The organism is Agrobacterium sp. rho-13.3, from assembly GCF_033957765.2.
Classification (GTDB): domain Bacteria; phylum Pseudomonadota; class Alphaproteobacteria; order Rhizobiales; family Rhizobiaceae; genus Agrobacterium.
The window spans coordinates 541,140-555,582 of the sequence record NZ_CP192774.1; the positions used below are offsets into that span (position 1 = coordinate 541,140).

The 14,443-nt window shown below is 56.8% G+C and carries 18 protein-coding genes and 1 riboswitch; of the genes, 10 read left to right on the top strand and 8 right to left on the bottom strand.

Annotated features, from left to right (window positions below; genetic code table 11):
• Window positions 1-8 precede the first annotated feature (8 nt).
• Complete coding sequence (locus tag RMR16_RS02590) at window positions 9-854, top strand: metallophosphoesterase (protein ID WP_320199175.1); 846 nt, start codon at window positions 9-11, stop codon at window positions 852-854.
• Here the strand turns inward: RMR16_RS02590 and RMR16_RS02595 are convergent.
• Window positions 846-1,544: a helix-turn-helix transcriptional regulator gene (locus tag RMR16_RS02595; protein ID WP_320199176.1), complete on the bottom strand. Its 699-nt coding sequence runs from the start codon at window positions 1,542-1,544 to the stop codon at window positions 846-848. The two genes, RMR16_RS02590 and RMR16_RS02595, sit on opposite strands and share 9 nt — an antisense overlap.
• Before the next feature lie 133 nt (window positions 1,545-1,677).
• Between RMR16_RS02595 and RMR16_RS02600 the strand changes: the two genes are divergently transcribed.
• The 7 genes from RMR16_RS02600 (at window position 1,678) to RMR16_RS02630 (ending at window position 6,436) form a co-directional block, all read left to right on the top strand.
• On the top strand, window positions 1,678-2,313 hold the full coding sequence (locus RMR16_RS02600) for a LysE family translocator (protein WP_320199177.1): 636 nt from the start codon (window positions 1,678-1,680) through the stop codon (window positions 2,311-2,313).
• Window positions 2,314-2,433: 120 nt separating this feature from the next.
• Window positions 2,434-2,865: a c-type cytochrome gene (locus tag RMR16_RS02605; RefSeq protein WP_320199178.1), complete on the top strand. Its 432-nt coding sequence runs from the start codon at window positions 2,434-2,436 to the stop codon at window positions 2,863-2,865.
• Between the two features lie 71 nt (window positions 2,866-2,936).
• Complete coding sequence (locus RMR16_RS02610) at window positions 2,937-3,854, top strand: cytochrome c (RefSeq protein WP_320199179.1); 918 nt, start codon at window positions 2,937-2,939, stop codon at window positions 3,852-3,854.
• A gap of 29 nt (window positions 3,855-3,883) precedes the next feature.
• Window positions 3,884-4,090: riboswitch (cobalamin riboswitch) on the top strand.
• Window positions 4,091-4,240: 150 nt separating this feature from the next.
• Window positions 4,241-4,423 (top strand): CbtB domain-containing protein, encoded by a 183-nt coding sequence (locus RMR16_RS02615; RefSeq protein ID WP_320199180.1) that lies wholly within the window; start codon window positions 4,241-4,243, stop codon window positions 4,421-4,423.
• A gap of 11 nt (window positions 4,424-4,434) precedes the next feature.
• Window positions 4,435-5,151, top strand: coding sequence for a CbtA family protein (locus RMR16_RS02620; protein ID WP_320199181.1), 717 nt, complete (start codon window positions 4,435-4,437; stop codon window positions 5,149-5,151).
• 4 nt (window positions 5,152-5,155) lie between these two features.
• On the top strand, window positions 5,156-5,485 hold the full coding sequence (locus RMR16_RS02625; RefSeq protein ID WP_320199182.1) for a hypothetical protein: 330 nt from the start codon (window positions 5,156-5,158) through the stop codon (window positions 5,483-5,485).
• A 468-nt stretch (window positions 5,486-5,953) separates the two neighbouring features.
• Window positions 5,954-6,436 carry a hypothetical protein gene (locus RMR16_RS02630; protein ID WP_320199183.1) on the top strand — a complete coding sequence of 161 codons (483 nt, stop codon included), beginning with the start codon at window positions 5,954-5,956 and terminating at the stop codon, window positions 6,434-6,436.
• Window positions 6,437-6,603: 167 nt separating this feature from the next.
• On the opposite strand, the gene RMR16_RS02635 is transcribed toward RMR16_RS02630, so the two are convergent.
• From RMR16_RS02635 to RMR16_RS02645, 3 genes are all read right to left on the bottom strand, one after another.
• Complete coding sequence (locus RMR16_RS02635; protein WP_320199184.1) at window positions 6,604-6,906, bottom strand: hypothetical protein; 303 nt, start codon at window positions 6,904-6,906, stop codon at window positions 6,604-6,606.
• 665 nt (window positions 6,907-7,571) lie between these two features.
• Window positions 7,572-8,060, bottom strand: a complete 489-nt coding sequence (locus RMR16_RS02640) for a GNAT family N-acetyltransferase (protein ID WP_320199185.1) — start codon at window positions 8,058-8,060, stop codon at window positions 7,572-7,574.
• Between the two features lie 209 nt (window positions 8,061-8,269).
• Entirely contained in the window at window positions 8,270-8,683 is a 414-nt protein-coding gene (locus RMR16_RS02645) for a MerR family transcriptional regulator (protein WP_320199494.1), read from the bottom strand.
• A 132-nt stretch (window positions 8,684-8,815) separates the two neighbouring features.
• Here RMR16_RS02645 and dmeR point away from each other — a divergent pair, with 132 nt between their 5' ends.
• Window positions 8,816-9,088 carry a Ni(II)/Co(II)-sensing transcriptional repressor DmeR gene (gene dmeR, locus RMR16_RS02650; protein WP_320199186.1) on the top strand — a complete coding sequence of 91 codons (273 nt, stop codon included), beginning with the start codon at window positions 8,816-8,818 and terminating at the stop codon, window positions 9,086-9,088.
• A 10-nt stretch (window positions 9,089-9,098) separates the two neighbouring features.
• Window positions 9,099-10,127: a CDF family Co(II)/Ni(II) efflux transporter DmeF gene (dmeF, locus tag RMR16_RS02655; RefSeq protein WP_413785972.1), complete on the top strand. Its 1,029-nt coding sequence runs from the start codon at window positions 9,099-9,101 to the stop codon at window positions 10,125-10,127.
• A gap of 142 nt (window positions 10,128-10,269) precedes the next feature.
• Here the strand turns inward: dmeF and RMR16_RS02660 are convergent, their stop codons facing one another.
• The 4 genes from RMR16_RS02660 to RMR16_RS02675 form a co-directional block, all read right to left on the bottom strand.
• Window positions 10,270-10,545, bottom strand: a complete 276-nt coding sequence (locus tag RMR16_RS02660; RefSeq protein WP_320199187.1) for a hypothetical protein — start codon at window positions 10,543-10,545, stop codon at window positions 10,270-10,272.
• Window positions 10,546-10,766: 221 nt separating this feature from the next.
• Entirely contained in the window at window positions 10,767-11,852 is a 1,086-nt protein-coding gene (locus RMR16_RS02665; RefSeq protein ID WP_320199188.1) for a quaternary amine ABC transporter ATP-binding protein, read from the bottom strand.
• Window positions 11,845-12,753 (bottom strand): ABC transporter permease, encoded by a 909-nt coding sequence (locus RMR16_RS02670; protein WP_320199189.1) that lies wholly within the window; start codon window positions 12,751-12,753, stop codon window positions 11,845-11,847. Before RMR16_RS02670 ends, RMR16_RS02665 begins: the two co-directional genes overlap by 8 nt.
• 242 nt (window positions 12,754-12,995) lie before the next feature.
• Window positions 12,996-14,006, bottom strand: a complete 1,011-nt coding sequence (locus RMR16_RS02675) for an ABC transporter substrate-binding protein (protein ID WP_320199190.1) — start codon at window positions 14,004-14,006, stop codon at window positions 12,996-12,998.
• Window positions 14,007-14,443: the final 437 nt, after the last annotated feature.

Here is a 14,443-nt window from a genome sequence, read left to right on the forward strand (position 1 = left end):
GGGGCATCATGACAGACACATCCGCACCGCTTTTCTCCTTCGGCATCGTCGCCGATCCGCAATATGCCGATATCCCGCCGCGCCCGGAAATGGGCCGTTATTATGCGCAAAGCCCGGCCAAGCTGGCAGAGGCGATTGAGGTGTTCAACACGCAAGACCTCGCTTTCGTCGTGACGTTAGGGGATATCATCGACCGTGGCTGGGAGAGTTTCGACGCCATTCTGGCCTGTTATGACAAGCTCAAGCACCGCTCCGTCCTGCTGCCGGGAAACCATGATTTCGCAGTTGAGCCGGAACATCTCGCAAAAATCCATGCGCGGCTGAACATGCCATCGCCATGGTATGATTTTGCGCTCGGGGGCATGCGTTTCGTGGTGCTGGATGGCAATGATGTCAGCCTGTTTGCTCCGCCGCCCGGTGATTTAAGGCGCGATCTGGCCGAGAAGCGGCTGAACGAATTGAGAGAGGCGGGTGCTATCAACGCCCATGACTGGAACGGTTCTTTCAGCGATGAACAGTTGCATTGGCTGGCTGATACGCTGGACGCGGCGGATGCGGCGGGTGAAAACGTCATCCTGTTTTGCCATTATCCGCTCTACCCGGAAAACGCCCATAACATGTGGGATGCACCGGAAATCCTGACGCTTCTGAACCGGCACAAAAGCGTCAAAGCATGGTTCAACGGTCATAATCACGAGGGCAATTACGGGCTGCTGGACACCAGGCATTTTGTGAATTTCAAAGGCATGGTGGATACGCCAGACGAAAACACCTTCGCCATTGCCGATGTTTACGAAGACCGCATCGATATTCGCGGCTTTGGCCGGGAAGACAGTCGCACTTTGTCATTTTGAGCTTTGCGGTTGGTATGTCTGCCAGCCGCTCATCCACAATTGCCGCAGGCTTTCGCCTTCACCTTTGAAGCGCTCTCCCGTCACTTCGCAGGCCAAAACCCTGTCGCCGCGAAAATTGCGGATGGCTTGGCGCAACTCGCACCACGCCACGATATTCGCGACCTCCGAATAATAGATGACGGCGATGGGGCGAACAACGCGCTCGGTCTGTGCGCCGCTCTCATCGCGGTAGGTCAGGCGCAGCTTTTCCTCATCCCGCACTGCACGGCGCACGAGACCCAGATCCATCACGGTTGATGTCGCGGAAAAACCCCATGCGTGTAACGCCGTGGTGGAGAGAATGCGGCCCAGCGGGTCCGGCAGTGACGCGGCAATTTTGCCGCTGACCCGCTGTGCCGCTTGCGCCAGTTCCCTGTCACCTGCACGCTCCACCATGGCCAGCGCCAGCACGATGGCCTCGGTCTCTTCGATGGTAAACATCAGCGGCGGCAGGTCGAAGCCGGGTCGCAATATGTAGCCAATACCGCGCTCCCCTTCGATTGGCACGCGCATCCCCTGAAGCACAACGATATCGCGATAGACCGAGCGCGCCGTCACCTCCAGCTGCTCGGCAATGCGCTGCGCCGTCACCGGTTTTTTCGCCTGCCGCAAAATCTGTATGATTTCAAAAAGGCGGGATGCCTTGCGCATGAATTTCTTTCGCCACCAACTGTTACTACTGACAATACGCTGTCAGTTGCCCTTTTCTATAAACGGGTGGATTTCACTGGAAAACAAGTGGAATCATCAATTTCACCCGCCGCCGCATTTTAGGAATACTGACATGACCTACACCGAAAACCTCTGGCTTTATTTCACCCTGCTGTTCGGCATCATCATTCTGCCGGGCATCGATATGCTGTTCGTGCTGGCCAGTTCGTTGACCGGCGGAAGAAGGGTGGGGCTGGCGGCGACATCGGGCATCATGGCGGGCGGCGCGGTGCATTCGCTTTATGGCGCGGTCGGCATCGGCCTGTTGGCCAGCCTCATTCCGGTACTGTTCACGCCCCTGCTGGTGTTCGGGGCTGGCTATATGATCTGGATCGGCATTGGCCTCATGCGCAGTTCCATCGTCATCGAGGGGGATGAGGTGAATGCCAGTGCATCCGCATGGCGGGCCTTTCGGCGCGGCATGGTGACGTGCCTCAGCAATCCAAAAGCCTACCTCTTCATGATGGCCGTTTACCCGCAATTCTTGAAGCCGGTGTACGGGCCGATCTGGATACAGGGCCTTATCATGGGGCTGATGACGGCGGCAACGCAGCTTGCGGTTTATGGTGCTTTGGCGCTCACGGCGGGCAAAAGTCGCGATTTGCTGATTTCCTCGCCCCAAATCACGATTTTTATCGGTCGTGCGGCGGGTCTATTGCTGGTTCTGGTGGCCGGTTTCACACTTTGGGAGGGTATCGGGCATCAATGATATGCGTCTGATTTTGCTTCAAAAATCACCGGAATGTGACTTCTTTTTGCCATGGGAAACGGGCATCTTCTCTCTCGTTCATCAACAGACCAGCCGGCGTGCCGGACCCAGGAGAGAGACATGAAACTTAAAACCATTGCCGCATCCCTATTGATAGGCTGTCTTTGCGCCGGTGCGGTTTCCGCAGCCGGCGAGGTTGAAAAGCGCGAAGGACTGATGAAGGGCATCGGCGGTGCCATGGGCGCGCTGGGCGCCATTGCCAAGGGTGAAAAGCCCTTTGACGCCGAAGCGGTCAAAACTGCCGTCACCACCATCAGCGCCAATGCCAAGGCGTTTCCGGACCAGTTCCCTGCCGGTTCTGAAGGCGGCGCAGCGGCCCCTGCCATCTGGCAGAACTTTGCTGATTTCAAGTCGAAGTCCGAAAAGCTGGGCACAGATGCCGATACGGTTCTAGCACAATTGCCGACAGATCAGGCCGGCGTTGGCGCAACCCTGAAACTGTTGGGTGCAGATTGCAGCAGCTGCCACCAGACATATCGTTTGAAGAAATAATCCGGTTCCATGCGGTCCGCCTTAACTGGCGGACCTTTTTTATGATGAATAGAGAAGAATCGGAGACGGCGATGGCTTCCATCTGGGCGAAGCTGGCGGGTGGCGCTGTTATTGCGGGCGTTGCCGGGTTTGGCGTTTTCATGTGGGTGACGGCACCGCAACGGCAGGCACCCAGCCACTGGGCAAATCTGGGTGAGCCTAACCTTGCCAATGGCGAAACGCTGTTTTGGGCCGGTGGTTGCGCCAGCTGTCACGCCGCACCGGATGCGACGGGCGATGCGCTGAAAACACTGTCCGGCGGACAGCCGTTGCCAAGCCCGTTCGGCACGTTCCACATGCCCAATATCTCGCCTGATCCACAGCACGGCATCGGCGCATGGACGGTCGCTGAATTCGGCGATGCGATGACGCGGGGCGTGGGCAAAGATGGTGAGCATCTTTATCCGTCCTTTCCCTATGCGTCCTATGCGCGGATGACGCCGCAGGACATCAACGATCTTTTCGCCTATCTGAAAACGCTGCCCGCCAGCGCCAATGATGCGCCGGGGCATGATCTGCCGTTTCCGTTCAACGTGCGCCTGTCGCTGGGCGGCTGGAAATTCCTGTATTTCGACAAGGGACAGCCCCGCGTTCAAATTGCCAATGCGGATGCCGAAGTGGTTCGCGGGCAATATCTGGTGGAAGGTCCGGGCCATTGCGGCGAGTGCCACACGCCGCGCGATGCGCTGGGTGGTTTCCTGAAAGATCAATGGCTTGCCGGTGGGCCGAACCCGGAAGGGGAAGGACGCATTCCCAGCATCACGCCCGGCTCTCAAGCCATCGGTTCGTGGACGAAGGACGATATCGCCAATTATCTCGAAACCGGCTTCACACCGGATTTCGATAGCGCCGGCGGGTCCATGGTCAAGGTGCAGCAGAACATGGCGCGTCTTTCCGCAGAGGACCGCAACGCCATTGCGGCCTATCTCAAAGCGGTGCCTTCGCGTTGATTGGTCATTGACTCACGCCACGTTGCGCCGGATAACTCAAGCGTGATGGTCTTTCCGGGTTCGCCCGGAAAGTGAAAAGGGAACACGATAGAAGCGTCTGCTTTCATTCGTGGCTGCCCCCGCAACTGTGAGCGGATAGCCTGAAAACGCAAAACCACTGGCATCAACGTGTCGGGAAGGTGTTTTCAAGGTCGAGACCCGTGAGCCAGGAGACCTGCCATCACGAAAGTGTCGTCAATACCGGCGGGGTGTCCGGAACAGCACGGTTGGCAGGTCGGATTATTCCGGCCTTTAAAACCATGTGTCTCTTTCCCCGTGGTGAAAGTTGAATGCGGTCGTGCGGCTTTTGATCAGCAATGCGCCCACCCGCACAGGAAAGGGTCACCATGTCTATCCAGCAGAATACGGCGTCATCAGCCGTCTCTTCCAAAACATCGAAAATTACGCAATCGCTGACGGCAGCCGTGCTCGGCCTGTTCATCGTTGGCTTTGTCGGCTTTTCGCATGTCGAGGCCGTGCACAATGCGGCGCATGACACGCGCCACGCCAACGCTTTCCCTTGCCATTAAGGGGAAACGCCATGCCATTTTTTCGCAATATTGTTTTTACCGCCGTCCTCGTCGGGCTGATTGCGGGTCTCGCCGTCAGCGCCATGCAGGCCATCGGCACCACACCGCTCATTCTTCAGGCGGAAACTTTTGAAAACGCCGGTGGCGAAGCCGCTCCCGCCCACAGCCACGATGCCGCCACGCCGGCAGACCACCACCATGATGCCGAAGCCTGGGCGCCTGCCGATGGTTTCGAGCGCAATGCCTATACCATTGCCGCCAATGTGCTGACCGCTATCGGTTATGCGTTGGTATTGACGGGATTGATTTCCCTTCGTGGATCGCAGGGTGGCTGGCGTGAAGGCCTGTTCTGGGGTCTTGCAGGTTTTGCCGCCGTCATGCTGGCCCCGATGATCGGCCTCCCGCCGGAACTGCCGGGAAGCCCGGCCGCTGAACTCGGCGCACGCCAAATCTGGTGGATTTCAACCGTCGCCGCAACAGCGGGTGGTCTGGCACTTCTCGTCTTCAAACGCGGTGAACCGTGGGCAGCCATTCTGGCCGTGCTGCTGATCGTTGCTCCGCACGTCATCGGCGCGCCGTTGCCGCCAGAGGGCGAACATGCGCTGGCGCCTCTGCCGCTGGAGCGTCGTTTTGTGGTTCTTGCCACCGTCACCAGCTTTGTCTTCTGGCTTATTCTCGGCACGTTGAGCGGGTTTTTCTTCAAGCGCTTCGACGCGACAGCGCAATAAGACGATGCCCGACAAGAGGAAGGACGCAGCGGAATGGAGTGATGAACTCGATGCGTTGCGTTTTTCCGTCCCCGGTCATGGCGCGCCCTGTGCCATGCACCGGCTGGCCTTCAAGGCGCTGCTGGCCGCAGAGCCGCTTAAAGAGGCTTGCCTCGCATTTTTTGCAGCCAATGAGCAGGCGTTTTTCACTGCCGCCGCAACCAAGATCACACGGCTCTCGCTTCCTGCCGACCGCAGCCTGCATATCAACAGCCGAGATCTCAGGCGCGCTATGACGGTGGATCACGCCGAAGGACCGCTTCGCGCCTGCCGCGTTCTGGGCCGACGGCCTTGATGGTCTCACAAAGACCCAAAGGGCGGCGCGGATGGGAGCTAGCGGCTATTAGCACCCGCTCACGCTCGCGTTGCTCTGAAAACAATCATTAGGATAGTGCCTCTAAAGATTGACGTAATTATATTTAAAAGTTACTTTTGATTGAAATTTAATTGATAAATTCTACTTTAGAAATTTATAATTTGATAGATTGCGCTTAGGTTGAGAATATCCTTGGATTCCATAGTCAGTGGTATCGAGGTGGCTCCCGGACCGTAACCTCAGGTCGGCGGTACATGTGTTGGAGGCGATAGTCTAGCCGGTGCAATTACACCAGTGATCACCAGATAACGTCTCAGATGAAAGTAGGAAACGTCAGCGGCGGATTGTTAAATCGACCTTCCATTGAAAGCTGTGACGTAACTGCACGGTACAATGACTGCGTTAATGAGAAGGTGGCCAGACCTTCTTCCAAGTGGGGAACTATATATGACGGTTTCAGGAGTGGACGCAACAAGATCACTTCAGCTTAGCGGGTCGCGTTCCCGTCGGGAAAAAGGCGATTGTGATTTTGGGCAGTTTCTGGAAAAAGAGCTCGTCCAAAATGCCGATTCTGATATCGGGGCCAATACCTCCCCTGAGAACGAGTGGAGTGAGACAACAGGACCGAGCGAAGGCGTGACTATGTACACGGCTCCAGATGGGACCGTGTGGACACATTACGATATTGGAGCCATCCTGACAGATCACGATAAAATGGTTCTTGGCTGGCCTATTTCGCCAGATGATGAACAGCGTGGCATGATAGCGGGTATGGTTGCGATGGACCGGGCTGATGGAACGCTCACCGGCGCGATTTCGACTGATTACATTCTCGGAAATAAACTGACGGGAACTGTGGGCCTTTTCGAACGCTGGCCATCTGGCGTCATAGATGGCGCCACTCTTTCCGATATACTTTCATACCTTTAATCACTGCAACAGCACACACCTCGGCTCTCGCTTCCTGCCGACCGCAGCCTGCATATCAACAGCCGCGATCGCAGGCGTGCGATGACGGCGGATCACGCCGAAGGACCGCTTCGCGCCTGCCGCGTTCTGGACCGGCGGCCTTGATGGTCTTCTTTGCGTAGAACGCTTTAACAGCGTGGCCCTTCGTTGCCCGTCACTCTCTCCACGTTTCTTATGGAGCTGTCCAGATTGCGCATGGTTTCGACGCGGGGGTGCAGATGTTCGCGCGGCGCGGGCTTTTCCGGTGGCAGGATGGTGTAAGGCTGAGGCTCCTGCCTTGCAGGTCGAACATGCTGCCGTAAATGATAGAGATAGAGCGCCGCAAAACTCAAAGCGAAAACACCGGGCATATAGATCAGCAGCACCTTTACACTGTCTGACATCATGCGGAATGTGTGCAGCAGATCTGCCCAGACGCTGTAATTTTCCATTTCATGTCTCCCATCGGCGGCCCCCCCCGGCGAGCGTAGCGCCATGGGAAGCCATCAAGCTGAAACGGAAACGACCACCGGAGGACAAACCTCTGGTGGCCGGGGAGTTAGAAAGCCGTACACAAACGACCACCCTGACCTTTAGGCGTGAACCTTGGACATACGACAGGGCCTCCCCAGCCATAGAGAAAGGCAGCGGAGCTATATAGTCACAATGGACCGCCTCAGCCACACATATATATGGCTGAGGGGTGTCATCACGGTCGACACCGACCGTTGTGTAAGGGGTTTCTATGCCCCAAGACCGGCCCGTTACTTCCGGTCTCGATGCAACCTTAACGAAAGTTGCGCCGCGATGAAATGGCTATTTTTAGGAGGGTAGGGACGTAAAATGCTTGGCACACACAGATTATGGAAGACCACGTTCTGACGTCAATTTTACGGGTGTTCAGCCGTTGCCCGGGACACGAACAGATAAGTAGCGTCATCCGATAGATGACCGACCTCGCCAAACACTCTGCCGTCATCCTCGGGCTTGTCCCGAGGATCTGCAACCGATCGTTTTTGTTGACAGTCGTAGATCCTCGGGACAAGCCCGAGGATGACGTCGAGAACAGGCGCACCGTTTTTCGTCAATTCTAACGCCATGGAATACGTCGACGACGTTAAGCCAGCGCCTGCATGAAGCGCATACCCGTGACGGGGCGGGGCACGAAATCCATATTTTCGTAGAACTTGTGTGCGGCGAAATTACCGGTCGCGGCACCCACGGAAAGGAAATCACAGCCGCAACGCTTGGCGACATCACGGGCGCGGCCAACCAGATGCTGGCCGGTGCCGTGTCCACGGTGTCCATCCCGCACGAAAAGATGGTGCAGCTCCATGCCGCGACGGCCTTCCTGCGCGCGGTACAGCGGCACCAGAATGGCGTAGCCGATCAAATCACCATCCGCTTCCGCAACCAGCGCCGTAATCCATGGAATCTGGCCAAACAGATCACGTTCCAGCTTTGCAGCGGTAATCGCCGCCGCATCACCATGATGTTCGGCAAGCAGGGTAATCATCTCGTTGAGTTCGGGCAGATCAGCCTTACGCGCACCACGAATGGTGACAACCGGCGGTCTGGGCAATGTCAGGAGGCTATCCTCGTTCATTTCAGTCGTCCTTCGGGTTCTTGGTAATTTCGCCGTCAGGACATTTGAAAACAACAAAGCCGCCTGACGGCGGCTTGTTGACAAAGTGATCTGTCGAGCCGCCCTTAAAGGAAGGCCCAAAAATACGTGCAGGAAATGGGTGCGCGTGCGTTGATCATGCACGATTCAATGCGCTCGAATCGAAAAGCTGTCAAGTGGGTTTTGACGCTTCAATGCTCATGCTCGCACAAGCTATGGTCGGACAGCGCCCGGATGACATAACAATCCTCCATCGAGTGCCCTTCGCAATGGGAGAGGATACGCTCCAGTTCGTGTTCCAGCTTTTTCAGCCGGGCAATCTTTTCGCGGACATCGGCAAGGTGATCGGCGGCGATGCGGTCGGCGCCGTCGCAGGGCATTTCGCGGTGCTGGCTGAGCGCAATCAATTCGCGGATGGCCTCGATGTTGAGGCCAAGGTCGCGGGCGTGGCGCACGAAGGCCAGACGTTCCAGGTCGGACTTTTCATACCGCCGCTGATTGCCCTCGGATCGCTCCACCGCACGCAGCAGGCCCATCTGCTCATAATAACGAATGGTCGGCACCTTGACGCCGGTGTGTTTTGAAAGATCGCCGATGGAATACATGGTGGCCTCATAGCTATAGCTTCTAGAGATATAGCTATGGCCGAGACGACTGGCAAGCCGGCGGAGAAGTCCGCGTTGCAAAATTTCTGATCTCATATACTATACCCCCCTATACTATATGGAAAGAAAGCCATGTCACATACGGTTCAGAATAAAGACAAGCTGCTGGCCCGTGTCCGGCGCTTGAAAGGGCAGATGGACGCCGTTGAACGGGCGTTGGAAACTGGCAAGCCGTGCGGTGATGTTTTGCAGCTTCTGGCGTCCGTACGGGGCGCGCTGTCCGGACTGACCAATGAGGTCATGCTGGAGCATCTGCATGAGCATGTGGTTCATGCCGAAAACGACGACGAGCGCGCCAAGGCTGCCGATGAACTGGCGCAGGTGCTCAAGACCTATCTGCGATAAGGAAAAAGCGATGACGACGATGGTTGAACATCCTGATGTCCCCGGCACGCATGGGCATGTGTTTCTGGGTCGCGACCATGAGCGCAATGAGCGCCGCGTTTGGACGGTGATCGCGCTGACGACAGCGATGATGGTGGCGGAAATTGCGGCCGGAAGCTGGTTCGGCTCCATGGCGCTGACGGCGGATGGCTGGCACATGGCCACCCACGCGGGCGCGATGCTGATTTCGGCGCTGGCGTATCTTTATGCCCGCCGCCAATCCAAAAATCCGCGCTTCACCTTCGGAACCGGCAAGTTTGGCGACCTGGCCGGTTTTGCAAGTGCTGTCGTTCTGGGCGTTGCGGCGCTGATGATTGCGTGGGAAAGCCTGCTGCGGTTCTTCGCGCCGGTGACGATCGATTTCAATCAGGCGATTGCCGTTGCGGCCATTGGCCTGGCCGTGAACCTCATCAGTGCATGGCTGCTGAAGGACGACCATCATCATGGGTACGACCACGACCATGGCCATTCCCATGGCAGCCATGCCCATCACGGGCACCACGGTGAACACGCGCACCATGGCGACCACGGGCACCACGGGCACCACGCCCATCATGGAGGCCACGGCGGCAGGGACAATAATCTGCGCTCCGCTTATCTGCATGTGCTGGCCGATGCGCTAACCTCGGTTCTGGCCATCGCGGCGCTGTTGTTGGGTAAGTGGAACGGCTGGACATTTCTTGACCCGGCCATGGGCATCGTCGGCGGCATTGTGATTGCCCGCTGGTCGTGGGGGCTGGTGCGCTCAACGGCAACCGTGTTGGTGGATGCGGCCCCGGAGGCGGCGGATATATCCAGACAGGTTCGAACAGCCGTCGAGACGGATGAGGAGCGCATCACGGATCTGCATATCTGGCAGGTAGGGCCGGGGCATCATGCCGCCATCGTCGCCATTAAAGCGCCATCACCCAAAGCACCGGCATTTTATCGGCAAAAACTGGCAGAGATAAAAGCGCTCTCGCACATCACGCTTGAAATCAACACAACAAGCGACGCTTAACACGCCTGTCACACTTGTATTTCGAGGATTGATTGAGCCGCCTGTGTGCGGCTTTTTCGTAAATATTAATCAGAAATTAATGTCAAATATGTTTGGTGCGTAGGTCTTGGGTGGTTCGGTCTAGGCAGACGTGCAGCAGATATCAGTGTTCCGTATAGGCTTGGCGAAGCCAGGCAGATTCGAGCTGGGCAGAGGTTTCTGCGCCGCCCTGTTCAGGTGCGCCGTCCGCAGCTTCATTGTTGACGGTCCACAAAACGTTGGCAAGCGACGTGGCTTGCAGCACGTTTACGAACGAAATCCTGTCGCCGCTCATCGTCGTTGGCAATTGTTCGGAAACCACTGCCTCACTCTGCCGCTTTTCAAGGTGTTGGGAGCGGTTTTGGTGTGCAGAGCCGCCGATGTTGTTATCGATATTCATCGCAAGCCTCATCTATGACTGGTTAACGATTTATTAACTGCCGAAGCTTGCGCGAAACTTGCGTCATGGCGTTTTGGGCGTGTTCTTCGCTTGACAGCAGCAAAGGTGCTGCTTCGTTTTTGCAATTTTGCCGCTTGCAAAATCCAAAAACAGCGCGTTTTGGCCGATTCCCTAACGTGAAGCACCCTCCGCACCGTGAGTCGCGAAGGGTGAGGGGAGAATCAGGCGATCTGCTTTTCCGGCTCCGCCGTTTCGGGCGGCAGAATCACGGACGGTTCGGAGTCTTGCGCGGCGGGCGTGACCATGGCCGCCACCAGCGTTTCGATGCCGATGCTGCCCACCGCCTTGCCATCTTCATCCACCACATGCGCGGTGGTCTCGTTGGCGTCGGTCATGTCGCGGGCAATGGTTTCCAGCGTGTCGGTTTCCAGCACGGACATGCTTTCCGGTGCAGTCATCACCGGCTCCATGACGGTGGTTGCCTGAAGCACACGGCCGCGATTGACGTCACGCACGAAGTCGCTGACGTAATCATTGGCGGGAGACAGAATAATGCTCTGCCCATCGCCCTGCTGCACCATCTCGCCGTCCTTGAGAATGGCGATGTGGTCGCCCAGCCGCAAAGCCTCGTCCAGATCATGGGTGATGAACACCACGGTCTTCTTCAACTCCTGCTGAAGATTGAGCAGCATGGTTTGCATATCCACGCGGATCAGCGGGTCCAGTGCGGAGTAGGCCTCGTCCATCAACAGAATGTCGGCATCGTTGGACAGCGCCCGCGCCAGGCCCACGCGCTGCTGCATGCCGCCGGACAGCTGGTTGGGGTAATGATCCTCGTAGCCGTCAAGGCCCACACGCTCCAGCCAATAACGGCCTTTCGGTTCGCTCTCCTTGCGTGGCACACCTTGAATATCCAGACCATACAGGCTGTTTTCCAGAACGGTGCGGTGCGGCAAAAGGCCGAATTTCTGAAACACCATCGCCGTTTTGTGGCGGCGGAATTCCCGCAGACTGGAGGTGTTCATGGAGCAGATATCCTGCCCGTCATAAAACACTTCGCCAGCGCTCGGCTCGATCAGCCGGTTGATGTGGCGGATCAGCGTTGATTTGCCGGAGCCGGAAAGCCCCATGACAACGGTAATCTTGCCGCTCGGCATGGTCAGGTTGATGTTGTTGAGACCCAGAACGTGGTTATGCGTATCGTTCAGCTCGGTCTTGCTCATCCCGTTTTGAACGGCTTTAAGATGTTTCTCAGGGTGCTTGCCAAAGATCTTGTAAAGACTCCTGATTTCAATGTCCTTAGCCATGCTGCACCTCGCGATATTTCTGTAAACGCTTGCCGAAGGCCTGACTTGCGCGATCAAACATGATGGCGATGGCCACCAGCGCAAAGCCGTTCAGAAAGCCGATTGTAAAGAACTGGTTGTTGATGGCCTGAAGCACGTTTTTGCCCAGACCGCCGACGCCGACCATGGAGGCGACCACGACCATGGCCAGCGACATCATGATGGTCTGGTTGATGCCGGTCATGATGGTGGGCAGCGCCAGGGGCAGTTGCACGTTCATCAGCTTTTGCATGTTGGATGAGCCAAAGGCGTCCGCCGCTTCCAGCGTTTCCCGGTCCACCATGCGAATGCCCAGATTGGTCAGGCGGATCATCGGCGGCACGGCGTAAATCACGACAGCAATCAGGCCCGGCACCTTGCCGATACCGAAAATCACCACCACGGGAATGAGGTAAACGAAGCTCGGCATCGTCTGCATCACGTCCAGACCGGGGTTGATGAAGCGCTGTAGCTTCTCGGAACGTGCCATCAGAATGCCAAGCGGCAGGCCGATCAGAACCGCGATCAATGTCGCAATCGCCACGATCGACAGCGTCACCATGGAATCGCGCCACAGGCCAACCGCGCCGATCAGACACAGCGAAATGGCCGTGCCGATGGTGATGCGGGTGCTGCGCCCGACAATATGGACGAGTGCCAGCAGCCCGAGAAAAATGACGATCCACGGTGTCTGGGTAAAAAAGCGTTCGGATGCATTCAGAAACAATTGCAGCGGATGCACGATGGTATCGATGACATCGCCGTAACTGCGAACAATATCGCGAAATCCGTCGTCGATTGTCTTGCGTGCCACGCGCATGGAGCCGTTGCTGATGGCCGGAAACTTGCACAGCATATCCGGCATGAAATCACAGAGGGCCATTATTGTTGTTTTCCCTTGTTGGTTTTGGAGGGGCGGGTGTGGCGAAGACCCCCTCTGCCTGCCGGCATCTCCCCCACAAGGGGGAGAAAACGAGCGGCAGCCTCTCATCCATCTCGAACGTCGATATTGGAGAGAAGGGCATACCACCAGCGCTCTCCCCCCTTGTGGGGGAGATGCCGGCAGGCAGAGGGGGAGCCACGAGTGTCGTAGGCCGCGATCAGGCGCGGCCCCTGACACTCACCTCAAATCGAAGCCTTGATCTTCTCCGCCACATCAGGCGAAACCCACTTCGTCCAGATTTCCTCGTGGTTTTCGAGGAAATAGGCAGCACCGTCTTCATTGGTGCCCTGGTTTTCATCCATCCAGGCAAGAACGCCGGCAACCGTGGCGTTGTCCCACTGGCGCTTCTTGACGTATTCGGCCGAGACACCGGCCTTTTCCGCGAATTTCGGCGTCACGACGGTATAGACTTCGGCAACCGGGTAGGCGTTCGGCTTGGGGTCGGCGCAGTCGGCTTTGGCGATGCAGCTGTCGTAAGCCGCACGGTCCAGTTCTACGCCGTCATCCAGTTTGACCATGTCGTATTTGCCGAGAATGGCCGTGGGCGCCCAATAGTAACCGAGCCAGCCCTGCTTCTTCTCATAGGCATTGGAAATGGAGCCATCGAGGCCTGCCGCAGAGCCGGTGTCGACCAGCGTAAAGCCCTTTTCATCCGCTTTGCGCGCCTTGAAAAGATTGGCTGTGGTGGGCTGGCAGCCCCAGCCGGGAGGGCAACCGAAGACGGCGCCTTTGCTGGCATCTTCCGGTGCGGGAAACAGTTCGGGGTGCTTGAGCGCATCTTCTACCGTTTTGATGTCCGGGTGCGCGTCGGCAAGGTATTTGGGAATCCACCAGCCTTCTACGCCGCCTTCATTGAGGATTTTAACCTCCTGAATGACAGTGCCCTTCTTGACGGCGTCGCCATAAGAGGTGCCAAGCGTGTTCACCCACATTTCAGGCGCCATATCCGGCTGGCCTTTTTCATTCATGGAGGTGAATGTCGGCGTGGTGTCACCGGTCACGATGTTGACCGTGCAGTCATAGCCGTTTTCCATAATGAACTTATCGACATAAGCCGCAACACCTGCGGATGCCCAGTTCATTTCTGCGATGGAGATATTGCCGCAGTCTTCAGCGGCGTTGGCGGAGCTTGCAGCCGCAGCGGCAAGGGTGAAGCCCGTTACAAGAATGGTCGAGGCGAGGAGTTTCTTCATTTGTAAGACCCCCAAGTCTGATGCAGTGTTTTCAAAAGGCGCACCGGGGCACTGCAAAGCCCGGCTCGCCAAAGCACCGGCCAGAAAATCACGGGGATTTTCGTAAGGACACGATGCAGAGCTATGCTCATAGAACGATGGTTCCGCATGGGTTTATGCGGACGTTCTAGAACCAAATGACACGGCGCGGAAAAGACGAGCGAGAGCTCGCCAAAGAATAGCCGCCAAACAGCGACAGAAAATGCCACGGCCAGCGCGGCAGAAAAGCGCAAAAATATGTCAACGTCGCTATAATACGGCGAGAAAATGATATTGCAACGCAAAATGCCGCATTGCAGCCATGCGCGGCATTGTGGAACCATTTTGCGGAATATACAATACTATCCAGTCGTCGTTTTTTACTGATAAAATTCAGCGCTTAACTGCATAAAAAATTA